Source organism: Streptomyces sp. CB02980 (genome assembly GCF_014451325.2).
Lineage (GTDB): Bacteria > Actinomycetota > Actinomycetes > Streptomycetales > Streptomycetaceae > Streptomyces.
Genome location: NZ_JACSCH020000010.1, coordinates 175,263 through 198,873, shown reverse-complemented (window position 1 = coordinate 198,873; position 23,611 = coordinate 175,263). Strand labels below are relative to the sequence as shown.

Below are 23,611 nucleotides of genomic sequence, written 5' to 3'. Positions count from 1 at the left end.
CATGACCGCACTCGACCGGCTCGCCCGTACCGACCTCGCCTTCCTCAACTGGCGCGACCCCACGCACCCCGACGCGGGCGGGGCCGAGGCGTACTGCTGGGAGATCGCCCGGCGGTTCGCGGCGGCCGGAGCCCACGTCACCCTCGTCTCGTCGCGGTACCCCGGCTCGCGTGCCCGGGAGTACCGCGACGGGATCCGCGTCGTGCGCGCCGGCGGCACGTTCGGCGTGTACGCCGCCGCCGCGGCGCACCTGCTGCGGAACCGTCACGCGTACGACGCCGTGGTCGACTTCCAGAACGGGATCCCGTTCTTCTCACCGCTGTTCACACCCCGGTGGACCGCGGACCTCTGCGTCATCCACCACGTCCACCAGCACCAGTTCGACACCCGGTTCCGGTGGCCGATGAACACCGTCGGCCGGGTCCTGGAGAAGCAGGTCAGCCGACGCGTCTACCGGGGCCGGCCCGTGGTGGTCGTCTCGCCCTCCACCCGCGAGGGCACCCGGCGGGAACTCGGCTTCGGCAATCCGATCTACATCGTGCCCAACGGGCGCCCCCGCCCCCGGCTCACGGGTCCCGCCGGGCGGCGCTCGGCCACCCCGGCGCTCACCGTCGTCAGCCGGCTGGTGCCGCAGAAGCGGGTCGACCTGATCCTCCGGGCCCTGCCGGCGCTGCTGCGCCGCCTGCCGGAGCTGCGCGTCGACCTGTGCGGGGACGGCCCCGAGGGCGATGCGCTGCGCAAGCTCGCCGCCGGTCTCGGCATCGGCTCCGCCGTCGAGTTCCACGGACACGTCTCCGACGAGCGCAAGCAGGAGCTGTTCCACCGGGCGTGGCTGACGGTCGTTCCGTCGGTCGCCGAGGGCTGGGGCCTCGCCGTCATCGAGGCGAACACCGTCGGCACCCCCGCGCTCGCCTTCGACGTGCCGGGGCTGCGGGACGCGATCCGCCCGGGCGTCAACGGGTGGCTGCTCGATCCGGACGCGGATCTGGCGGCCGGTATCGCCGCGGCCTTCGACGCGCTGTCCAGCCCCGAGGCGCGGGCCCGCACCGCGGCCCGCTGCCGTGCCTGGGCCGCCGCCTTCTCCTGGGACGCCAGCGCCGAACGGCTCGCCCAGGTCGTCGTGGAGGACCTCCAGCGCATCCACCGGCACCGGCGCTCGCGCCGCTCGGCCAGCGACCTGTCCGTCATCACGCGCTTCACGTCCCCCGACCCCGAGTCCACCGAACGGGCGGTCCGCCGCGCCCTGCGGCAGACCGACGCCTGGCAGCGGAACGGCGACGCCTTCCGGCTGCTGCTCCACGGCTGCGACGAGGTGCGGGCGTTGAGCGCGCTGCGTCGCCTCGACGTCGCCGAGGCCGACATCGTCCTGGCGAACGGCCACGACGTCCTGCTCGGCGCGGCGGAGCCCGGCGAAGGGTCCGCCCGCGGTCCGGACCCCGGGCGGCCGTCATGATCTCCGCCGCGCGCGTCGCCGAGCGGTCGCACGTCCACCAGGACGAGGTCACCGCCGTCCACGGCGCGCGCTGGATCGCGACCGCGGTGGTCGTGGTCGGCGCGGTGAACTACGCGTACACCCTGATCCTCACCCGGCTCCTCGACGTCTCCGGGTACGCGACCTTCGCCGCCGGTCAGGGACTGGTCGTGTGCACGGCAGCGGTCGCCGTGGTCACCGTGCCCTGGATGCTGGCCCAGGCCCTCGCCCGGGCCGGCTCGGACGCCGAACGCGGTGAGGCGGTCCGCTTCGCCATGGTCACGGCCGTCGTGGGCGGAACCGTCGCCGCGATCGCGGTGGGCTGTGTGGCGATGGAGTTCGCGGGCACCCTGACGACGCTCGCCATCGCGGGCTCGACCCTGGCCATCTACGTCACCCGGGTCAGCGTGGGCTGGCTCCAGGGCACCGAGCGGCTGCGGACCCTCGCGGTCCTCACCGCCGTCGAGGCCCTGCTCAAGTTCGGCGTGGGCCTCTTCTTCGTGTCGGCGCTGGGGCTCGGCGAGACGGGAGCCCTCGCCGCCTTCGGCGTCGCCGTACTGCCGTACGTGTTCTTCTGGCCGAACCGGTTCCGCAACGAGCCGCGCCGGCCGTGGCGCGCGGTCAGCGCCGACCGGGACCTGTGGCGGCGGGCGTCCGGCGTCGCCTCGCTCCAGGGCGTGGTGGCACTGATCGCCTCCGTGGACATCGTCCTCGTCGCGATGCTGCCGACCGACCGTGCGGCGGCGGCCAGTTACCAGGCGGCGGTCATGCTGGGCCGGGTCCCGCTGTTCCTGGCCGGGGCCGTCTCGATCGCCTTCCTGCCCGCGCTCTCGCGACGCCGGGCGGGCGACCCGCTGACCGCGAGCGCGCTGCGGATGTATCTGACCGTGGCGCTGCCCCTGACGGTGGTGGCCGCGACGGTGCCGAACGCGCTCATCACCGAGGTCTTCCCCTCCGGCTACTCGATGGTCTCCACGCTGATGGCCTGCACGGCGACGGCGGGCCTCGCGCTCGGCGCGCTCGCCCTCCTCGTGACCTTCGCCCAGGCCGTCAACGACTATGCGTGCCTGCGCACGCTGCTCGTGGGACTCGGTCTGTACGTGACCGCCCTGGCGTCCGGCTGGGCGACCGGCGGCGTGCTCGGCATGGCGATCGGCGGGCTGTGCGGAACGGTCGCCGCACTGGTCCTGCTGGCCGTGCGGCACTCCCGCCGGCACGGGTTCGGGGTCGCCGATCGGCCGTTCGGCCGGGTGGTGCTGCCCCTGCTCGCACTGGCCGCGGGCCTCGCGCTGCTCCGCCCGTTCACCTACGTGTGGTTCGCCGCAGCGCTGGTGGTCACCACGGTGGCCCTGTGGCGGTTCTTCGGACGGCGGCGGACACCCGTACTCGAGACCGGACCCGCCGGAGGGCCCGGGGACGAACCCGGGGACGGACCCGGGGACGGCCCTGGTGACGGCCCTGGTGACGGCCCTGGTGACGGGCCCGTGGCAAGGCCCGAGAAAGCGCCCCTGAACGGCGGGACCGGTACGGCTCCGGAGGCAGAGCCCGTACCGGAGCGGCGGGAGCCGTCGCCCGCCGAGGCTCGAGGGACCCGGGCCGCGGTCCACGACGAGCGCGCCGTGAACCTTCTCGTCGACGCCGTGTGGCGGGGTCGGGTCCGGCCTGCCGCAGACGAGGAGCTCCTCGGTGCGCTGGCCGCGGCCCGGCGCAACCAGGTCGAGGGCAGGCTGGCCCGCGCGTACCCCCGTCAGCTCGCGGCCACGCTCACCGAGGTGGAGAGCGCGACCGGGCTGTTCCGGCGGAACCTCGTCGAGTCCACGGACCGGCTGCGGGCGGCGGGCATCCCCACTGTCCTGATCAAGGCCGATCTGGCGGGGGACTACGTGTACGGCAACTTCGACCTGGTGGTGCCCCCGGGGCGGCTGCGGGCCGCCCAGGCCGCGCTCGACGGCTGGTACGCGCATCGCACGACGTACTGGCTGGAGCGCTCGACGAAGGTGCTCCTGGAACCCCCGAAGGGCCCGGCGGCCCATCTGCACGGTTCGGTCTCGTGGTTCGGTGTTCCGGTGGTGCCGACCGACCGGCTCTTCGCCCGCGCCGAACACGTCGCGCGGCCCGAAACCGCGAACGGGCACCTGAACGGCTCCCCTGACAGGCACCCGCGCGACGCCGCGGACGGAGGCACCGACGGCTACGCCTGGCTGACCCCGTGTCCCTCCGACCGGCTGCGGATCTGGCTGGCGCACGCCCTCTTCCAGAACCTGACCCTGGACCTCTCCGAACTCCTCGCCCTGCGCTCGCTCCTCCACCCCGACGTCGTGGCGGAGGCCCGTCACGAGGCCGCCCGCGAGGGCTGGTCCGCGGGCGGCCGGCAGGCGCTCACCACCGCCGTCGAGGCGATGGCACGGCTCGACCGGGGCGAGCACGTCCCGCTGCCGCTGCCGCTCCCGGTGGCGACCTCGCTCCGGGTGGGGGCCGAGCACTCGGGCCACCTCCTCGGCGAGGGCCGGCTGCGGGCCGCGACCCGCGAAGCGTCCCTGCGGGTGCCCCTCGTGGTGACCAAGAGACTGCGGAGGCGAGTGCCATGACGAGCTCGCACGGCCCCCTCCTGGTCGCCGTGTCCGGACCGGACGGGGCGGGCAAGTCCTCGCTGGTCGGCCGGCTTGCGGCACTGCTCGACGAGCGCGGGCTCACCGTCGTCACCCTGCACTGCTACGGCTGCTTCCTGTGCCGCGGTTTCCCGGTCCCCCCCAAGGCGAGGGAGACGGGACCGGGCGGGGACGGGTGGGCACGGCGCGCCACGGATCCCAAGCGCCGGGGATCCCGGCTGCGCCGTGCCCACGCGTTCCTGGACGCGGGCGAACTCGCCGCCCGGATCGCGGTCGCCGGAGTGCGGGCCCGCAGGCGCGCACGGGGCGGTGAGTCCGTGGTCCTCACGGACCGGGGGCCGCTCGACGGCCTGGTGAAGTTCGACCTGCCGACCCGCTCGGCCGCGGCGTCCGTGTTCCGCCGGATCGCCGACCGCTACGGACTGACCCTGCTCGTGGAGACCGGGCCCGCCACCCTGCGGAACCGCGGCTGGGAGGAGATCGCCGGTCCCCCGACCGTCTGGTGGGCCCGCTACCGGAGCTGGTCCCAGCGGCTGCCGCGGCTCGCGCGGATCGACGGCGAACGGTCGCAGGCCCTGATCGCCGGTGAGGCGCTCGACCGGATCCTGGACGTCGTTCGGGACCGGGAGCGGATCCGGCGCACGACCCTGCGGCGCCGGCACGTGGTGGTGTCCATCTACGACGATGCGGAGAACCCCGCCTACCGGGGCGGTGGCGCACTGGTCGTCGGCAAGGTGGCCCGCCGGCTCGCCGAGGACTTCCGGGTGACCGTCGTCACGGCCGGCCGCGACGCCGGCAGCGAGGAACGCGACGGCATCCGCTACGTCCGGCTGCCGGTCTGCCGGGCCGGCCCGCGCGCCGGCCAGCTGCTGTTCCTGACGCTGCTGCCGTTCGTCGCCCGCCGCATCCGCCACGACCTGTGGCTGGAGAGCTTCACTCCCCCGTTCTCGACGAGCTTCCTGCCCCTGACGACGGACGCCCCCGTCATCGGCATCGACCAGGGCCGCAGCGCCGAGGCCCTGTGGCGGCGCTACCACATCCCCTTCTTCCTGGTCGAGCGGCTCGGGCTGCGCTGCTACCGGCACATCGTGGTGATGAACGCGGCCGACGGATCGGAGATCCGGCGGCTCAGCCCCAGGGCCGACGTCCAGGTCATCGCCAACGGGGTCGAGCAGCGGGTCCTCGACGAGAACCGGCTGGGCGGCGGGCAGTTCATCCTGTTCCTCGGACGCATCGACACCTGGGTCAAGGGCCTCGACCTGCTCCTCAGCGCGTACGAGAGCGCCGCGCCGCCGCTTGAGCTGCTCATCGCGGGCAGCGGTACCCCGGCCGAGGAACGCCGGCTCGCCGCGCTCGTGGCCGCCCACGGCCGCGGACCGAAGCCCCGGATCCACTGGGTCGGATACGCCGAGGGCGACCGCAAGCGCCAGCTCCTGCGCGACTGCGCCTTCCTGGTGGTGCCGTCCCGCCACGAGACCTTCGGTCTGGTGGCCCTCGAAGGCATGGCGTGCGGCAAGCCCGTCCTCCACTTCGATCTGCCCGCGCTGCGCTGGATGCGCGACGGCGGCGACGTGGCCGTGCCGCCGTTCGACGTGGCGGCCTTCGGCCGGCGGATGAACGAGCTGGCCACGGACGCGGCGCTGCGCCACCGGTTGGGGCGGCGCTCCGGGATCGCCGCCCAGCACTACACGTGGGACGAGATGACGGGCCGCTATCTGGCCCTGGCCCACCGGCTTCTGGACAGTCCCGCCCCCGCACGGCGGCCGAGGAAGAGGGGTGCGTCATGGCAGTCGACCCGCTGACCGGGTTCGTCCGGACGGTCGTCGGTTCGGACGTCCCGATCCTGGTGCTCTCGCCGCACCTGGACGACGCCGTCCTGTCCTGTGGCGGGCTGCTCGGATGGGCCGGGCGCCGGGCACCGGTGACGGTCGCCTCCCTGTTCACGGAGGCCGCGCCGCCGCCGCACACCCTGTCGGCCCGCCAGTACCTGAAGCAGACCGGCGCCGAGGACGCCGCGGAACTCTACGCCGAGCGACGGGCCGAGGACCTGCGGGTCCTGGAGCGGCTCGACGTCGGGTGGCGCCACATCGGACTGGTCGACGGGCTCTTCCGGCGGCTGCCGCGGCCCCGCCCGGGCACCGGTCGGCTGACCGGGCTGCTGCCCGAACTGGCCCATGTGTACCCGACGTACCGGCTGCACCTGTCCCGGGGCCGGGTCTCCCCGTACGACGACGAGACGCTCCGCGCCGTGGGCGAGACGATCGACGCCCTGCTGCCCGGCACCGACGGCGGCCTGGTCCTCGCCCCGCTGGGCGTGGGCGGGCACGCCGACCACGTCCTCGTCCGCACCGCGGCCGAGCGGTGCGGACGCCCGGTCGTGTACTACAGCGACTTCCCGTACAACCAGCACGCCGATCCCGACGCCCGGTTCACCGCCCGGCACGGTCTGGTCGCCCGCGACTGGGAGCGCGGAATCGACCGGAAGGCCGAGCTGATCCGGGGCTACGGGACCCAGGCCGACGCCTTGTTCCCCGAGGGCCGCGTCCCCAGGACACCCGAGGTCTACCTCCTCCCCGAGACGGCGGACGCGACGGTCCGCCCCCGGCCGAAGCACCCGGCACCGACGCGCGAGGTCCGAGGGATCCGTGCCCCGAGGGGTGTGTCGTGACGATCCCGCGCACCGCTCCCTCGTCCGCCCGGACCGACCCGGCCACGGCTGTCGCGCCCTCGCCGGCGCGTCGGCGCATCCGGCTCGGCTCGGTGCCGACCGCGGTGTACGCGGCCGCCGCGGCGCTGCTCACCGTGACCCTCCGACTGGTGGAGATCAGCCGGGCGGGCGACCTGTTCATCGACGAGCCGATCTACCGGCAGCTCGGGGAGAGCGCCGCGGCGGGCGGTTTCCCCCGCACCGACGAGGGCCTGTTCTTCCTGCACCCGCCCGGCTACTTCTACGTGGAGGCCGGCTGGACCAAGCTCGTCGGGGAGCACTCCGACATCATCGCGGGCGTGCACTCCTCACGGGTGCTCAACGCGCTCCTGGCCGGGGTCACCGCGGCCCTCGTCGTCTTCCTGGTCGCCCGGGTGCGGTCGCGCGGCGCCGGCGCGGTCGCCGGTCTGGTGTTCGCCCTGGACCAGTTCTGCATCCGGCAGAACAACCGGGTGCTCCTGGAGACCGGGACGATGGTGTGGATCCTCGCGGGCTATCTGGTCCTGGTGGGTCTCACCCGCGCCGAACCGCCGCCCCGGCCACGGGCCCGGGCACTGCTCGCCGGGGTGTTCTTCGGTCTTGCGATCCTGACGAAGGACCACGCGGTGCTGATCACCGTGCTGCCGCTGCTCGCCGCCCTGCTGCTCGGCTGGGGTCCGCCCCGCAGGCTCGTCGCCCTCACCACCGGGGTGACCGCCCTCTCGTACGTCGTCTACGTGGCGCTCCTGGCCGGGTTCGGGCACTTCGACGAGTTCTGGGAGGCCAAGACGTCCGGCGTCCGCCGGCTCCTCGGAGTCGTCCAGGAGACCGGCTTCAACGCGGAGGGCACGCCCTCGCTCTCTGGCCGGCTCCTCGCCGAACTCCCGGGGTACGCGGGCACGTACCTGCTCCTCGCCCTCACCCCGGTGGCGCTCTTCCTGCTGCTGCGCCGCAAGGAGCCGGTGTACCGGCTGCTCGCGCTCTTCCACGCCTCGGCGATCGTCACCCTCGGGTACGCGCTCGGCGTGGGCACGCTGGAGGAGCAGGCGCTGTACCTGCTGTTCGTGCCCAACCTGGTGGCGCTCGCGGTCACCGTGCCGATGCCGTCCCGGAGCCGGCCCGGACTCCGCCTGGCGGCCTGGGCCGCCCTCGTCGCCGTGGTCGCCGCCCCCGCCGCGGTGTACGCCCGCGACCGATGGACCCCCGACGACGGCTTCGACCGCCTGCGCGCCCATCTGCTCACCCAGGTACCGGCGGGCAGCGGGATCGTCACGGTGGACGGGCAGCGGACGCGCGGTGTCACCAACTGGGCGCTGAACGACACCTACCGGCTCGGGCACTGGGCGACCCCCGAGGAGCAGGCGGTGAACGACGCCCGGTACGTGATCGTGCCGTGGCGGGTCATCGAGCAGGGATACGGGCGGTACTCGCTCGCCGAGGTGGAGCGGCTCACGGAGGGGCTGCGGCCGGTGTTCGCGTTCGACGGTCCCACCTACGGCACGCTCGCCCTGTACCGCCTGCCGCCGCCGCTGCCCGGACCGAGCGTGACCGCGCTCGCGGTGCCCGGATCGACGGTGAACGGCCCGCTGCTGCCGGCCCCGCAAGCGCCTCCGGCGGAGCGTGGCGACGGCACCTCCGTGACGGGAGCGGGCGATGCGCCACGGTGAGCGACGCCCCCGTGTCCTCCTCCTGACCAGCAGCCCGCTGGACGGGGCGGAAGGGTGTGACGTGCGGCTCGCCACCGACGTCCTCGGAGCCCTGCCCGACGTCGACTTCGTCTGGTTCTCCCAGTGGCCGGGCCGCCGGCAGCCCCCGCCGGGGCGCGGCCGGCCTGTCCGCATCCTCTCCCGCGACGGTGTGCCGCACGTTCCCGAGCGGGTGCAGTCCGCCCTCTTCGGCGCGTTCCTGGCCCGCCGGGTCGACCTGGTGCACGCCTTCCTCACCGTCGGCCGTACCTTCCCGGCCTTCTCGTGGCTGCGCCCGCTGCTGCTCGGGAGGCGGCCGGTCGTCCACACCGTGCCCGGAGTGATGGACACCCGCTTCCTGAAGCGCGTCCGGCCGCTGGGGACGACGGTCGCCCTGTCGGAGTCCATGGCACGACGGCTGCGGGCCGCGGACTTCAAGGACGTACGGGTGATCCCGCCCATGATCGGCCTGGACGAGTGGCCGTACCTGCCGCGCCCCAAGGGTTTCCCGGTGGTGCTGTTCGCGGGGCACCACGATCTGCACGGCGGTGCGGAGACGGCGATCGACGCGGCGGCGGAGGCCGTACGGACGGGGGCGAGGTTCCACCTCGTGCTGGCGATGCGCGGGCGGCCGGGGCAGGACAACGCGATGCTCGACGAGGCGCTGCGGGAGCGGGCCGGGGCGGCGGGGCTCACCGACTTCGAGGTGCGCGGGTACGTCGAGGACATGCACACGCTGCTCGCCGGCGTCCATGTGCTGCTGTTCCCGCCGGCCGTCCTCGGCGGCAAGGCCGATATCCCGCTGACCGTCCTGCAGGCGCTCGCCTCGGGGCGGCCGGCGATCCTCAGCGACCTCCCCCAGTTCGCCGACTTCGGGCACGCGGTGCTGCGGGCCCCGGCGGGCGACGCGCGCCGCACCGGGCAGCAGCTGGCCTGGCTGCTCGACCAGCCGCGCTCCTGGGACGTGCTCGCCGACCGGGGCCGGGCGCTCGTGGAGGACCACTTCGGTCCCGAGCGGTTCGCGGCCCGGTACGGGGCCCTGTACCGGGAGCTGCTGTCGTGACGGCACGGTGGTGGACCGGATCCCCCGGTGTGCCGGTCGTGGCGGCGGTGCTCGCGGTCCTCGTGCTGCTCGTCGGGGCGTTCGGTGTGCTGCGGAGCGCGCCGAACGACCCGGAGCCGGAGCCGTACTGGTACGGCACCCTGCAGACCGATCCGGACCGGGCGGTCACGGAGTACGAGCACGGCATCCGGGTCGCCCATCTCCAGATCGACTGGAGCAGGTTGGAGCCCGAGCAGGGGGTGTACGACGAGGAGTACGCGCGCGAGGTGCGGGAGCAGCTCGACGTCTTCCGGGAGGCGGGGCTGCGGGTGGAGGCGGGGCTCGGCCTCAATCATCCGCCGCCGTGGCTGCCGGACTCCTTTCCGGAGTCGGTCTATGTGAACCAGTTCGGCGACCGGTCCACCGGCGTCCCGAACATCGTCTTCAGCGAACCCGTGCGGGAGCACGTCACCGAGTACGCACGCGCGGTGGACCGGCTGATCGGCCTGGAGAACTTCTGGGCGGTCCGGGTCGGCGTCAACGAGACCGGCGAGTTCGCCTATCCGACGCCGCTGTCGGAGAGCGACGGTCCCGCCGAGTTCTGGGCATACGACAGCCACGCCCAGGCGAGCAGCCCGTACCCGGGGTGGCGGCCCGGCGAGGCCACGTACCACGGGAAGCCGTTCACCCGGGAGCAGGTGGCCCGGTGGTTCGACTGGTACGTCGGGGCCCTGGCCGGGGCAGTGAACTGGCAGCTCGACCTGTACACCTCGCTCGGGTACGAGGGGGCGCTCAAGATCCTCGTCCCGGGGGCCGGCTTCTACCCCTCCGACCTGCGGGCGGCCGTCGACGCCCGGCTCGTCGACACCCCGGCGATCAGGCTCGTCGCGCGCGGCGCCGGGTTCTTCCTGACGCTCCCTCTGGTCGAGCACCGGGACTCGGTACGGATCGTCACCACCGCCCTGGTGGACGGGACGGGCGACCCGGACGACAACGGCTGCGCGCCCGCCGACGCGCGGACGGACGTCGCCGCCCCGGACGACGCGCTGGTGCGCGACTGGTCCTCGGCGCGCTGGGTGGTGGCGGTGGCCAGGAGCGCGGGCTTCGACCGGCTGACCGGGGAGAGCGCCGGGCCCCAGGTGTCCCCGTACCGGCCGGGGGTGACGGAGACGGCGTACCGGCAGATGGCGTCCTGCGGTCTCGAGGGCATCATGTGGGCCTTCGACCGGCAGTTGTACGACGGGACACCGGGTTCCTCCCTCGAGGAGTACGCGGAGACGATCCGGCGTCACCCCTGAGACGCCGGTGCGCCGGTCGCGGTGGCGGGCCGCTCCGCGGTGAGGAGCAGGATGCCGGTGTCCCCGTACTCGGGCAGGGTGAGGTCCTTGGCGACCCGGGCGATCCGCAGACCGGTGGTACGAGGCGCGAAGACGGCCCGCAGGGCGGCTTCGTCGACCGGGCAGGCGGGCCAGACCGGTCCCGCGCCGATGCGGTAGCTCGGCATGCGTTCCATGAACGCGGCGAGGAGCCGTCCGCCGGGGCGGACCGCGTGGACGAAGGCGTCGCAGAACAGGGTGAACTCCTCGGCGTCCTCGGTGATGCTCTCGGCGACGAAGTTCATCGAGGCGAGGTCGTACGTGCCGGGCACCAGGTCGTCGACGGTGCCGGGCACGACCCGCACCGGACGCAGCGCCTCCGTAATGCTCTCGGGGAGGGCGGGGTCGAGGGAGCGGCACAGGGCGTAGAAGGGCTGCCAGCTGGCGTCGGGGCTTCGGTCGAGCTGGTGGCGCAGATAGCGGAGGTTGGCGGCGCTGGGTTCGAGCGCGTCGATCCGGCGGCTCGCGGCGCCCGCGAGCATCAGGGGGTAGAGGTTGGGGCCCGCGCCGAGTTCGAGGGTGCGGGCCAGGCTGCCGGGGGCGCAGTGCCGGTAGACGGCGGCGTGGTGGTGGATGACGCCGATGTCGCAGGGGTGGAGCCGGCGGTAGTTCTCGGCGAGGTAGTCGGTGACGGGCCAGGCGTCCCAGTCGGCGTCCCGGTTGCGGCGCACCTGGGTCGTGCCCATCACGGCGGCTCCGGTGTCCGGCCGGCCGTGACGGCGGAGGGGCGTGCGGCGCCGGCCGGTTGCAGGGGGAAGCGTGCGGCGAGCCGGGTGAGCGCCGTGCAGAGTTCCTCGATCTCCTCGTCGGTGTTGGCGGCGGTGATCTGGACGCGGAAGCCGACCCGGTCGCGCGGGACGAGCGGGTAGGAGGCGAGTGTCACGTAGATGCCGTGCTCCCAGAGGAAGGCCGCGACCTGGTCGAGGTCGTCGGCGTCGGCGAGCGGGATCTCGATGATCGGCAGTCCGTCGGTGTTGGGGGTGGCGATGCCGAGCGCACGGACGTGTTCGAGCACGCGGGCCGTCTTGCGGTAGAGACCGGCGCGGATCTCGTCCCCGCGCGCGTCGTTGACGTCGAGTCCGGCCAGGGCGGTGGCGAGCGAGGCCGTCGGCGAGGGGCCGGAGTAGAGGTACGGGGCCGCCGCCACCTTGAGATGGTCCTTGAGCCACTTCGGGACGGCGAGGAAGGCGAGCAGTGAGGAGAACGCCTTGGAGAAGCCGCCGACCAGGACCAGGTCGTCGTAGGTCTCGCCGAGGTGGCGGACGATGCTGTTGCCGCGCGAGCCGTAGGGGCTGGTCTCGCCGGGCCGCCGTTCTCCGATGACCCCGAAGCCGTGGGCGTCGTCGATGTACAGCAGGGCGCCGTTCTCGCGGGAGACCCGGGCCAGGGTGGGGAGGTCGGGGAAGTTGCCGGTCATGCTGTTGACGCCGTCCATGCAGATGAGGCGGTTCGCGTCGGCGGGGGCGCCGCGCAGCAGCGCCTCCAGCTCGTCGGGCCGTTCGGCGTGGAAGCGGTGGATCTCGGCACCCTGGCCGCGGGCGGCGACGCAGCCGTCGTACACGGTGCGGTGGGCCTGTGCCTCGACGAAGACCTGTCCGGTGCCGGCGAGGAGCGGGATCACCGACTGGTGGATGAGGGTGATGGTGGGCAGCAGCAGGGTGTCGGAGGCGCCGAGGAGTTCGGTGAGCCGCTCCTCGATCCGGGGGTAGAGCCGCGGGCTGCCGATGAGCCGGGACCAGCTGGGGTGGGTGCCCCAGCGCCTGACCTCCGGCTCGATCGCCTCGATGACCGTCGGGTCGAGGTCGAGGCCCAGGTAGTTGCAGGAGGCGAAGTCGATGAGCCAGTCATCGCCGACCCGGATGCGGCGGCCGTCGATCTCGTCGATGACTGCGTCGCACATGCGGCTGGTCCGGTGGAGGTGTTCGAGGTCGCGCCAGCGTGACGCGCGCGGGGGGTGTCCCGCCCGGGCCGCGGGGCGGACGGCGGGCCGGGCGGGCGGACGCTCGCCGGACGGCGGGGCGTGGTTCAGATAGGACTCGGCCTGATGGGCGGTCATGGGGCGGGCGAAGAGATAGCCCTGCCCGTAGCGGCAGCCCATGTCGGCGAGGAGCGCCCGCTGTTCCTCGTTCTCGATGCCCTCGGCGACGACCTGGAGGCCGAGGACGTCGGCGATGCGCACGATGCCCTCCACGAGCGCCACCTGCTGGGGGTCGGTCGTGATGCTGTCGATGAAGGACTTGTCGACCTTCAGGACGTCGATGGGGAACTCGCGGAGGTAGCTGAGCGAGGAGAACCCGGTGCCGAAGTCGTCGATGGCGATGGAGACGCCCAGGTCCTTCAGGGCGGCCATGGTGGTCCTGATCTGGGCGTCCCTGCGCATCAGGACGGTCTCGGTGAGCTCCAGGACGAGGGAGCCGGGCGCGAGCCCGGAGGAGCGGAGGGTGCGGCGTACGCCTTCGAGGAATCCCGGGTCGCGGAACTGGCGAGCGGAGACGTTGACGCTGGCGTACAGCGGGGCCTTGCGGGGGCGGGCGCGCTGCCAGCGGGCGATGTCGAGCGCCGCGTGTTCGAGGACCCAGGCGCCGAGCGGCATGATGTGGCCGCTCTCCTCGGCCAGGGCGATGAACTGGTCCGGCGGGACCATGCCGCGGCGGGCGTGCGGCCAGCGGATGAGCGCTTCGAGGCCGGCCGGCGCACCGTCGCGCACCTCGACGATCGGCTGGTAGCGCAGGGCGAACGCCTTGTCGGCGATGGCCGTGTCCATGCCCGCCTGGAGTTCGTGCCGGGCGACGAGCCGGGAGTGGAACTCGGGGTGGAAGAGCCGCCAGCGCTTCTTGCCGGCCGCCTTGGCCGCGTACAGGGCGAGGTCGGCGTGGCCGAGGAGTTCCTCGGCGTGGGCGCTGTCGAGGACGGTCGCGATGCCGACGCTGGTCGACACGGAGACGGCTCCGTCGGTGAGGTGGAAGGGCTGGCTCAGGGTGTGCACGATCTCCGCCGCGAGGGTCTCGGCGTCGCGGGGTTCGCGCGCGCCCTCGATGAGGACGGCGAACTCGTCGCCGCCGAGCCGGGCCGCGGTGTCGGTGAGCCGCAGGACGGAGGTGAGGCGGCGGGCGACGGCGACCAGGAGTTCGTCGCCGACGGAGTGCCCCATGGTGTCGTTGACGACCTTGAAGTCGTCGAGGTCGACGAAGAGCATGCAGGTCAGGGTGGATTCGCGGCGTCCCCTGAGCAGGGCACGCTCGACCCGTTCGAGGAGCAGGACGCGGTTGGGGAGCCCGGTGAGGGAGTCGTGGAAGGCCCGGTGGGTCAGCTCGCGTTCCAGTTTCCGCTGTTCGGTCACGTCGCGGAGGGTGAGGACGAGGCCGTGCACGGTGTGTTCGTCGCGCAGGTTGCTGCAGCGGACCTCCACCTCCAGGTCGGCCTGCCCGCCGTGGAGGAGCTTCCAGTCGTCCCGGGCGTCGACGGCGGCGCGGGTGCGCGCGTCGGCCAGGACGCGCAGGGCGGAGGCCGTGTCGGCGGGGGCGACGAGGTCGGTGAGGGGGGTGCCGGGGAGCAGGGAGCGGCCGAACATGGACTCGGCGGAGGGGCTCGCGTACCGGACGGTGTCGTCGTCGTCGACGATGAGGATGACGTCCGATGTGTTGTGCACGAGGGTACGGAAGTAGGCCTCGCTGGTACGGCGGTTGACCTCCTCGCTGAGGGCGAAGCGTTCGAGGGCGAGGGCCGCCTGGGAGGCGAGGGACTGGGCCGGGCCGGAGATCTCGGCGAGCTTCTTCTCCGGACCGGCGATGAGCAGGACGCCGAGCAGCGGTTCGGGGCCCGCCGGGGCCTGGAGTTCCAGGGGGCAGAGCAGCGCGAAGGTCTCGGGGACGAGCTCCGCGGCGACGGCGGGGTCGAGCCGGGACACGGGGAGGAGCCGGGTGCCGTCGGAGACGGTGTCGGGCCAGGCGGTCCCCGGGGACTGCTGGGTCTCGTCGCCGGCGGGACGGGTCGGATCGGTGGGGGGTCGGGCCGGGCCGGTGGGGGGTGGGGCCGGGCCGGTCGGGGGTCGGGCCGGGCCGGCCTCGGAGGCGGTGGGACGCCCGTTCCCGCCCGACTCGTTCGCGGGCGGGGTGGAGTCGTCCGCCGTCGGCGTCGACGCGTTCGGCGCCCGGGGTGCCGAGGTCGAGGGCCGGGTCAGGTCGTCCGTGCGGCAGCTCCACGGGTGGCCGGCGGTGGCCACGCCGCTCAGGCCGCCCCGGCGGTCCCGGGTGAGCAGGAGGACCCGATGCCCGGTGCCGGGGCCGAAGAGGGTGGCGGACGCCGTCTCCACGGCTCCGGCGACCTCGCGGGGGCTCAGGGCGGCGACGAGGGAGGCGGCGGCGATCCGGAGGCTGCGTTCGCGCGCCTCGGCCTTGCCGTGGTCGTTCATCATGCCCCAGAGCCGGGCGAGGACCAGCAGGAACATCAGCGCCGAGAAGATCGCGATGACGGCGATGTCCTGGTCCCGGTCGTGCCGCAGCGACTGGAACAGCAGCAGGGCGGGGGCGACGAGCGAGGCACCCGCGAGCAGGGCGAGCCGTCGCTCGGCCACGTGCGGCGCGGGTTCGGGCGCGCGCTCGGTGAGCCCGGTCATGGAGGGGTGGAGGGCGGCGAGGCCCCAGGCGGTGAAGAAGACGACCCAGCCGAGGTCCCAGGGGGTGCCGACCTGCCAGGTGCCGCGCAGCTGGAGCGTGCCGTAGATGACGTCGGAGGCGAGGATGCCGCAGGTGCCGAGGGTGAGGAGCTGCACGGACCTGGATCTGAGGCCGCCGGGAACGAGCAGCCGGGCCAGCATGGCGAGCATCAGGACGTCGCCGAGGGGATAGGCGATGGAGATGGCCTTCTCGATCCAGCTCATGTCCTCGCTCCTGGCCAGCGGGGTGATGAGGTTGACCCAGGAGAGCAGGGCGAGGCCCGAGGTGAGGATCAGCGCGTCGAGGACGACGCCGAGGTCGCGGCCGACGGCCCGGTAGCGGATGAAGCCGAACAGGCCGATGGCGAACAGCGGGTACGTGGCCAGGTACAGGGCGTCGGCGACGGAGGGGAACGGCCTGGTCTGACCGAAGAAGGCCTCCAGGGCGTTGTACGCGGTGTCGCCGCCCACGAAGGCGAGGTTGGCGGCGGCCAGCACCAGCCAGGGCCAGCGCCGGGACGGCTTGTGGAGGTGGACGCCGACGAGGATCGCGGCGACGCCGCCGAGACCGATGAGTGCCCACAGCACGGTGTGCCGGGCGGGGAACTGCAGGTAGGCGGCCGTCAGCGCGGCCACGATCACGAGGTACAGCAGGGTCCAACGGCGCAGAGCCCCGGTCGCTGTGAACGGCCGGTTCGGCTGGCGCAGCGACATCGTCGACCGCCCCCTTGCCGGGTCGGACGGACGCCGTCGGGAGCGCCCTGTTCGCGGATGGACCCCGTACGGTGTCCATTCTCCGGGGCGCCCGGGGCACCTGCATCTCGGAGCCGAGCACGTGGGGACCGGAGCGCGGACGGGAGCGGGGTGGCCCGGCGTGAGGAGGAGGCGGGCGGCCGGAGGGACTCCGCGTCAGGAGGAGGCGCGGACCACGAGTTCCGTCGGGAGAATCCGGCGGGGCTGCTCGTCCGGCTCGCTGGGCTCGGCGATCTCCTGGAGCAGCAGCCGGGCCATGGTGCGGCCCATCTCCTCGATGGGCTGCCGGACGCTCGTGAGCGGCGGGTCCATGTGCCGGGCGACGGCCGAGTCGTCGACGCCGACGAGCGCCACGTCCTCGGGGACCCGGCGGCCGGCCTCGCGCAGGACGCCGCGCGCGCCCGCGGCCATGACGTCGGAGGCGGCGAACACGGCGTCCAGGTCCGGCCTGCGGTCCAGGAGTTGACGCATGGCGCGCCGCCCGCCCTCCTCGGTGAAGTCGCCGGTGGCGACGAGCCCGTCGTCGGCGGCGAGTCCGGCCTCCGCCAGGCCCTCCCGGTAGCCGTCGAGACGGCAGCGGGCCACGTACATGTCGAGCGGTCCGGTGATCGTGGCGACGGCGCGGCGGCCGCGCGAGGCGAGATGGGCGGCGGCGGTCCGGCCGGCGCCGGTGTTGTCGGAGTCGACGAAGGCGACGCGCTCGTCCTCGGTGCGACGGCCGTTGAGGACGGCGGGCAGGCCGAGGGCGCGGACCTGGTCGGGCAGGGGGTCGGAGGCGTGCACGGAGACGAGGAGGACGCCGTCGACGCGCTGGGCGGCGAGGTACTGCTCGAAACGCTGCCGCTCCTGCTCGCTGCGGACCAGGGTGAGCAGCAACTGCTTGTCGGCGTCGGCGAGTTCGCTGCTGACGCCGCGGATGATGTCGAGGAAGTACGGCTCCGCGAAGAGCCGGGCCTCGGTCTCGGGGATGACGAGCGCGACGGCGTCGGTCCGGCTGCCCGCCAGGGCGCGGGCGGCCCGGTTGGGTACGTAGCCGAGCTCGGCGACGGCCCGCTCGACGGCGGCCTTGGCCTGTTCGCTCACCCGGGGGGAGCCGTTGATGACCCGGGAGACGGTGCCGCGGCCGACTCCGGCCCTGGCCGCGACCTCCTCAAGGGTGGGCCTGCCGGTCTGCCGCCCGCTCACCGCCATGTGCGCTTCTCCCCTCGGGCCGCCGCCCCGCCTGCGTGTGCACGCGAACCTATCAGGCGGGGCGGGGCCGTCCCGGGGCCGCCGCGGACGGGCTCGGGGCACGCCGCCCCGGGCCGCCGGGAACGGCTCGGCCGGCCGCTCCGGGAAGCGCTCGGGCGGCGGTCGGGGGACGCTCAGGCGCCGCCGGTCGGGGCAAGCTCCGCCATGGCGCCCCAGCCCTGCTGCGGGACCTCGACGTTGATGATCTCGGGGGTGGTGGCGATGGCTCCGGCCATGGCCTCCAGACCGGCCGTGAAGTGCGGGGAGGCGACGTGGGCCGCGCCCGCCGCGGCGTCCGCGAAGGCCTCCAGGAGGACGAAGACGTTCGGGTCGTCGACGCTGCGGGACCAGTCGAAGAAGAGGTTGCCGGGCTCCGCGCGGGTGGCGCGGGTGAAGTCGGCGACCAGGTCGAGCCAGCGGTCGGCGTGGTCGGGGCGGGCGGTGAAACGAACGGCGATGAAGATCATGCGACAAGCCTGCGGCGCCCCGGCCGGCGCGGCCAGTCGGTCCGGTCAGGATTCCGGCAGGGCCGGAAACTCCGGTACGGCGCGGGTGAGCGCCGCCCGGATCTCGCCCTGGCGCCGCCCGAAGTCGGCGGTCGACAGGGAGACGGACAGGGCGTGCACGATGCCGTCGCCGCGCTCGGGCAGCGCCACGGCGAGACAGGTGTACGCGAGGTCCGCCTCGCCCACGGACACGGCGATGCCCTGCCCGCGCACCCGGTCGACCTCGGCCTCGAAGCGCTCGGCGCTGGTGATCGTCCGCTCGGTGAATCGGGCCATCCCGTGCTCCGCGAGATAGCGGCGGCGCAGCGGGCGCGGCAGCGCGGCGAGCAGGGCCTTGCCGTGGGCGGTCGCGTGGGCGCGCTGTTCGGGGCCCGGCGCGAAGGGGTGGGCGGCGTCGGTGACCGGGGCGGTGGTGTCGACGACGGTGATCAGGCCGTCGCGGTAGGCGGTGTGGTACGCCTCCGCGCCCGTGGCCCGCCGCAGCCGGCCGAGGAGCTCGCCGGTGCCGGCGCCGAGCCCGTGGTGCCGCTGGTGAGAGCGGTGCAGGGCCGGGACGCGGGGCCCGGGGGCGTACCCCTCGGCGGTGCGGACGAGGTAGCCGCGCGCGAGCAGGGGCCCGGTGAGGTGGTAGACGGTCGAGAGGGCGCAGCCTAGGTGCCTGGCCAGCGCCTTCGCCCCGACGGGCCGGTCGGCGTCGGCGACGGCGTCGAGGACGGCGAGGGCCCGGTCGACGGACTGGGGCCCGGGGCTCGGGGGCGGGGCAGGCATCGGTCCAGCTTAGGCGGGCGGGGCGGGGTGCGGCTGCCGGGCGCCCCGGCGCGGGACGCTCCGTGCCCGCCCCCCCCGGGGGCTCTCCGCGCCGACTCTCCGTACCGCCTCCGCTCCTCTCCGTATCCCCGCAGGTCAAACCCCCCTTATGTGCATAAGACACTCTTTCGGCGTACCGTCGAGTGTTCCCCTGATCCTCGACGCCACGGGAGAGCGCGTGCCCCGCTCCACGACCCACCATGCCCCGACGCCCCGCGAGGGGCGCCGTCCGCGTCTCCGGACGGCGGCGATCGCGACAGGCGTGGTCGCCGTCGCCGCGGGCGGGCTGTACGTGGCGGGGCTCGTCGCCACCGGCGACGACATATCCGCCGGCACCCGCGTCGGCGGCGTCGACATCGGCGGCATGAGCCGCACCGACGCCGAGGCGAAGCTGGCGGCCGAGGCACCGGTCGCGTGGAGCGCGCCGATACCCGTGCGGGTCGGCGGCAGCGCCTCGACCGTGACACCGGCGACCGCCGGCCTCACCGTGGACCTGGCGAAGACCGCCGAGCTGGCGGCCGATCCCTCCCGCGACCCGTTCACCGTCATCGGGCGGCTCTTCTCGTCCGGCGACCGGGAGATCCAGCCGGTCCTCGCGTACGACGCGGGCAAGGCGAACGCCGCCGTGGCCGAGCTCGCCAAGAAGAACGACCGCACGGTGCGCGAGGGGTCTGTGGCCTTCCGCGAGGGCAAGGCCGTCGCGACCCGTCCCGTCGCCGGCCAGAAGCTGGACACGGGCAAGGCCGTCGAGACCCTGCGCGCCGCCTACCCCGCCGCCACCGGCGCCTCGCCCGTCACGCTCCCCGTCGCCGTGACCGAGCCGAAGCTGGCCGCGGCCGAGGTGACCCGCTTCCTCGACACGTACGCGAAGCCCGCCGTCTCGGGACCCGTGACGCTCACGGCGGGCGCGGACCGGCTGCGGATCTCCGCCGCGACACTCGGCGACCACCTCACCGTGAAGAACGAGAACGGCCGGCTGACCGCCGCCCTCGACGCCGAGGCGCTGCTGCGCGACCCGGACGTGGCGGACCCGATCTCCTCCCTGACGGGCGCGCCCGTCGAGGCGACCCTCGGCGTGCGGGACGGCAGGGTCGTCGTCGAGTCGGAGGGCAGGCCGGGGCACGAGGTGACCGCGAAGGCCCTCGGCGACGCGGTGCGCCCGCTGCTGACCCGGTCGGGAGCCGCCGCGCGTACCGCCGACGTGGCCACGACGGTCACGCAGCCCGAGCTGACGTCCGGCTCCCTGGCGCGTCTCGGGATCACCGAGCAGATGTCGACGTACACGGTGAACTTCCCGGCCGCTCCGTACCGGACGACGAACATCGGCCGGGCCGCCGAGCTCATCAACGGTTCGATCGTGCAGCCGGGCGAGGTGTGGAGCTTCAACAAGACGGTCGGCGAGCGCACCCCGGACAACGGCTTCGTGGACGGCACGATGATCCTGGACGGCCAGTACCGCTCGGCGCCCGGCGGCGGTGTGTCGGCGATGGCCACCACCATGTTCAACGCCATGTTCTTCGCCGGGGTGAAGCCCGTCGAGTACGGCGCCCACTCCTTCTACATCGAGCGCTACCCGGCGGGCCGTGAGGCGACCGTCGCCTGGGGGCAGCTCGACCTGAAGTTCCGCAACGACTCCGGGAAGCCGATCTACATCAAGGCGGGCGCGACGGACTCGTCCGTCACCGTGAGCTTCCTCGGGACGAAGAAGTACGACTCCGTGGAGGCGGTCGCCGGGGAGCGCACCAACCTCACGGAGCCGAAGAAGGCCGAGGGCACCGGCAAGGCCTGTGTGCCGCAGCCGCCGCTGGAGGGTTTCGACATCTCGGTCGACCGGGTCTTCAAGAACGACGGCGCCGAGGTCAAGCGGGAGACCTTCAAGACCCACTACACCCCGCGCGACGAGGTCACCTGCAAGCCGGTCGACGAGCCCGACAAGGAGACGGACGCCAGGTGACCGGCGTACGGCCGGTGGGGAGACGGACGGCCGGAAGGGTGTCTTCCCGTACGTCCGGGGCATGACTCCGGAGCACGGCCCACCAGGCCAGGGCCGCCCTCAACCGTCCGGAGGCCCGCCTTGGCGCAGCGCAGCGACCCCTTCGAGCGGCTCCTCTCTGACGCCGTGCGCGCGGGCGTCTGCCCCGGCATGGCGTGGGCCGTGGGCGACGCCCGTACGACCCTGTCGGCGGGGGCCGTCGGTCTGCTCGACCCGGCGCGGCCGGATGAACCGATGCGCCACGACACGCTGTTCGACGTGGCGAGCCTCACCAAGATCCTGGCCGTCTGGGCCGTGATCGGGACCCTCGTCGACGCCGGGAAGCTCGACCTGACGGCCCCGCTGGGCAGTTACTGGCCCGAGGCGGCGGCGCGGCCGCTCGCCGATGTGACGGCACATCACCTCCTCACCCACACCGCCGGCATGCCGCTCCGTGCCAACCTCCGGCACCTCTACGGCTCCGATCCGCAGGACGTGCGGGACGGCGTCCTCGCCGAACGGCTCCGGCACCGGCCCGGGGAGGCCGTCGCGTACACCGACCGGGCGGCCCTGATCCTCGGCTACCTCGCCGAGCACCTCACCCGCCGTCCGCTCCCCCGGCTCGCCGAGGAGCGGATCTGGACGCCGCTCGGGATGGCGGAGACCCGGTACGGTCCGCTGCCCGCCGCACTCAGGGAGCGGTGCGCGCCCACCGAGTACGACGAGGAGAGCGGCCGGCACCTCAAGGGCACCGTCCACGACTTCTCGGCCAGGCTGCTCGGCGGCGCCTGCGGGATCGCGGGGGTCTTCACGACCACCGGCGACGTCGGACGGTTCCTCCGCCACCTCCTCGCCCCGGTGCCCGACACCTTCTCCGCCGAGTGGACGGCCGGCTCGCTCCGCGTGCACACCGGCGACCTCGAACCACCTCGCGGCCTGTTCTGGCACCCGGCGCCGGGCACGGAACCCGCGGCCGGCGTCTGGTCCCACTTCGGCTTCACCGGCACGGGCATGTGGGTCTCGCCGACCCGGGACCGCTGGGCGGCCCTCCTCACCAATCGCCTCCACCTGACCCGGGACCCCGGTCCCCTGGCCCGCGTCAGGGAGGTGTTCCGGGCCCTCGCCTTCCCGTGACCGCGCCACGCGCCTCGCCACGCGTCCGACCACGCGTCCGGCCGCGCCGTCACCGAGCAGGTCGTGAGCTTCGACACCCCTCTGATGGAGCAAACAGACCGGGGGTTACCATATGAGCGCCGCCTAGCTCGAAAGATAAACTTGTGACTGTCAATGACGACTCGTTCACCAGCTGGAAGAACCGCGAGGAGATCGCGGAGTCGATGATCCCGATCATCGGGAAGCTGCACCGGGAGCAGGACATCACCGTCCTGGTCCACAGCCGCTCCCTGGTGAACAAGTCGGTGGTCAGCATCCTCAAGACCCACCGGTTCGCCCGCCAGATCGCCGGCGAGGAGCTGTCGGTCACCGAGACGCTTCCGTTCCTCCAGACGCTCACCACCCTCGATCTCGGCCCGTCCCAGATCGACATCGGCATGCTGGCCGCCGAGTACAAGACCGACAACCGCGGTCTCACGGTGGAGGAGTTCACCGCCGAGGCCGTCGCCGGCGCCACCGGTGAGAACAAGATCGAGCGCCGCGACGGACGCGACGTCGTCCTCTACGGCTTCGGCCGCATCGGCCGCCTCGTCGCCCGCCTCCTCATCGAGAAGGCCGGCTCGGGCAACGGTCTGCGCCTGCGCGCGATCGTCGTCCGCGGCGGTGGCGAGCAGGACCTGGTGAAGCGTGCGTCGCTGCTGCGCCGCGACTCGATCCACGGCCAGTTCCAGGGCACGATCACCGTCGACGAGGCGAACAGCACCATCGTCGCCAACGGCAACACCATCAAGGTGATCTACGCCAACGACCCCTCCGAGGTCGACTACACGGCGTACGGCATCGAGAACGCCATCCTCATCGACAACACCGGCAAGTGGCGCGACCGCGAGGGCCTGTCGAAGCACCTGCGCCCCGGCATCGACAAGGTCGTCCTGACCGCGCCCGGCAAGGGTGACGTGCCGAACATCGTGCACGGCGTCAACCACGACACGATCAAGCCGGACGAGCAGATCCTCTCCTGCGCCTCCTGCACCACCAACGCGATCGTGCCGCCGCTGAAGGCGATGGACGACGAGTACGGCGTGCTGCGCGGTCACGTGGAGACGGTCCACTCGTTCACGAACGACCAGAACCTCCTGGACAACTACCACAAGGCGGACCGCCGCGGCCGTTCCGCGCCGCTCAACATGGTGATCACCGAGACCGGTGCCGCGTCGGCCGTCGCGAAGGCGCTGCCGGAGCTCAAGGCCCCGATCACGGGCAGCTCGATCCGCGTCCCCGTCCCGGACGTCTCGATCGCCATCCTGAGCCTGCGCCTGGGCCGCGAGACCACCCGCGACGAGGTCCTCGAGTACCTCCGCGACGTCTCGCTGCACTCGCCGCTGAAGCGTCAGATCGACTTCACCACGGCCCCCGACGCGGTCTCGATGGACTTCGTGGGCTCGCGCCACGCGTCGATCGTCGACGCCGGCGCGACCAAGGTCGACGGCGACAACGCGATCCTCTACCTGTGGTACGACAACGAGTTCGGCTACTCGTGCCAGGTCATCCGGGTCGTCCAGCACGTCTCCGGCGTGGAGTACCCGACCTTCCCGGCCCCGGCGGTCTGATCCCCACCCGCCCACCGGCACGGCGGCGCGCCGCACTTCCTCCGGGAGGTGCGGCGCGCCGCCGTCTGCCGTCCCCCTTCCAGCCACGCCGCGCGAA

General features: G+C 73.5%; 15 protein-coding genes. 10 read left to right on the top strand and 5 right to left on the bottom strand.

Annotation, left to right across the window (positions count from 1 at the left end):
- Position 1: 1 nt before the first annotated feature.
- The 7 genes from E0F75_RS22065 to E0F75_RS22035 are packed head-to-tail and all read left to right on the top strand — an operon-like array spanning position 2 to position 10,791.
- Positions 2–1,453 (top strand): glycosyltransferase family 4 protein, encoded by a 1,452-nt coding sequence (locus E0F75_RS22065; protein WP_187624270.1) that lies wholly within the window; start codon positions 2–4, stop codon positions 1,451–1,453.
- Positions 1,450–4,059 (top strand): lipopolysaccharide biosynthesis protein, encoded by a 2,610-nt coding sequence (locus tag E0F75_RS22060; RefSeq protein ID WP_187624269.1) that lies wholly within the window; start codon positions 1,450–1,452, stop codon positions 4,057–4,059. The genes E0F75_RS22065 and E0F75_RS22060 overlap by 4 nt, the downstream gene beginning before the upstream one ends.
- Complete coding sequence (locus E0F75_RS22055) at positions 4,056–5,882, top strand: glycosyltransferase family 4 protein (RefSeq protein WP_187624268.1); 1,827 nt, start codon at positions 4,056–4,058, stop codon at positions 5,880–5,882. Before E0F75_RS22060 ends, E0F75_RS22055 begins: the two co-directional genes overlap by 4 nt.
- A complete protein-coding gene (locus E0F75_RS22050) occupies positions 5,864–6,748 on the top strand; it encodes a PIG-L deacetylase family protein (RefSeq protein ID WP_187624267.1) in 885 nt (294 codons plus the stop codon). Before E0F75_RS22055 ends, E0F75_RS22050 begins: the two co-directional genes overlap by 19 nt.
- Positions 6,745–8,433 carry a glycosyltransferase family 39 protein gene (locus E0F75_RS22045; protein WP_187624266.1) on the top strand — a complete coding sequence of 563 codons (1,689 nt, stop codon included), beginning with the start codon at positions 6,745–6,747 and terminating at the stop codon, positions 8,431–8,433. Before E0F75_RS22050 ends, E0F75_RS22045 begins: the two co-directional genes overlap by 4 nt.
- Positions 8,420–9,514, top strand: a complete 1,095-nt coding sequence (locus E0F75_RS22040) for a glycosyltransferase family 4 protein (protein WP_187624265.1) — start codon at positions 8,420–8,422, stop codon at positions 9,512–9,514. The genes E0F75_RS22045 and E0F75_RS22040 overlap by 14 nt, the downstream gene beginning before the upstream one ends.
- Positions 9,511–10,791, top strand: coding sequence for a beta-galactosidase (locus E0F75_RS22035; RefSeq protein WP_187624264.1), 1,281 nt, complete (start codon positions 9,511–9,513; stop codon positions 10,789–10,791). The genes E0F75_RS22040 and E0F75_RS22035 overlap by 4 nt, the downstream gene beginning before the upstream one ends.
- Here E0F75_RS22035 and E0F75_RS22030 read toward each other — a convergent pair.
- The 5 genes from E0F75_RS22030 to E0F75_RS22010 form a co-directional block, all read right to left on the bottom strand.
- Complete coding sequence (locus tag E0F75_RS22030) at positions 10,782–11,555, bottom strand: class I SAM-dependent methyltransferase (RefSeq protein ID WP_187624263.1); 774 nt, start codon at positions 11,553–11,555, stop codon at positions 10,782–10,784. The two genes, E0F75_RS22035 and E0F75_RS22030, sit on opposite strands and share 10 nt — an antisense overlap.
- Positions 11,555–16,237 carry an aminotransferase class I/II-fold pyridoxal phosphate-dependent enzyme gene (locus E0F75_RS22025; protein WP_229312784.1) on the bottom strand — a complete coding sequence of 1,561 codons (4,683 nt, stop codon included), beginning with the start codon at positions 16,235–16,237 and terminating at the stop codon, positions 11,555–11,557. Before E0F75_RS22025 ends, E0F75_RS22030 begins: the two co-directional genes overlap by 1 nt.
- A 195-nt stretch (positions 16,238–16,432) precedes the next feature.
- Positions 16,433–17,467, bottom strand: coding sequence for a LacI family DNA-binding transcriptional regulator (locus tag E0F75_RS22020; RefSeq protein WP_187624262.1), 1,035 nt, complete (start codon positions 17,465–17,467; stop codon positions 16,433–16,435).
- A 173-nt stretch (positions 17,468–17,640) separates the two neighbouring features.
- Positions 17,641–17,973 (bottom strand): putative quinol monooxygenase, encoded by a 333-nt coding sequence (locus E0F75_RS22015; RefSeq protein ID WP_187624261.1) that lies wholly within the window; start codon positions 17,971–17,973, stop codon positions 17,641–17,643.
- A 45-nt stretch (positions 17,974–18,018) separates the two neighbouring features.
- Complete coding sequence (locus tag E0F75_RS22010) at positions 18,019–18,780, bottom strand: IclR family transcriptional regulator (RefSeq protein WP_187624260.1); 762 nt, start codon at positions 18,778–18,780, stop codon at positions 18,019–18,021.
- A gap of 217 nt (positions 18,781–18,997) precedes the next feature.
- Between E0F75_RS22010 and E0F75_RS22005 the strand changes: the two genes are divergently transcribed.
- From E0F75_RS22005 to E0F75_RS21995, 3 genes are all read left to right on the top strand, one after another.
- Positions 18,998–20,773 (top strand): VanW family protein, encoded by a 1,776-nt coding sequence (locus tag E0F75_RS22005; protein WP_187624259.1) that lies wholly within the window; start codon positions 18,998–19,000, stop codon positions 20,771–20,773.
- A 120-nt stretch (positions 20,774–20,893) separates the two neighbouring features.
- The gene (locus tag E0F75_RS22000) at positions 20,894–21,925 is read left to right on the top strand and encodes a serine hydrolase (protein WP_187624258.1); all 1,032 of its coding nucleotides are present in this window, start codon (positions 20,894–20,896) and stop codon (positions 21,923–21,925) included.
- A 143-nt stretch (positions 21,926–22,068) separates the two neighbouring features.
- A complete protein-coding gene (locus tag E0F75_RS21995; RefSeq protein ID WP_187624257.1) occupies positions 22,069–23,514 on the top strand; it encodes a glyceraldehyde-3-phosphate dehydrogenase in 1,446 nt (481 codons plus the stop codon).
- Positions 23,515–23,611: the final 97 nt, after the last annotated feature.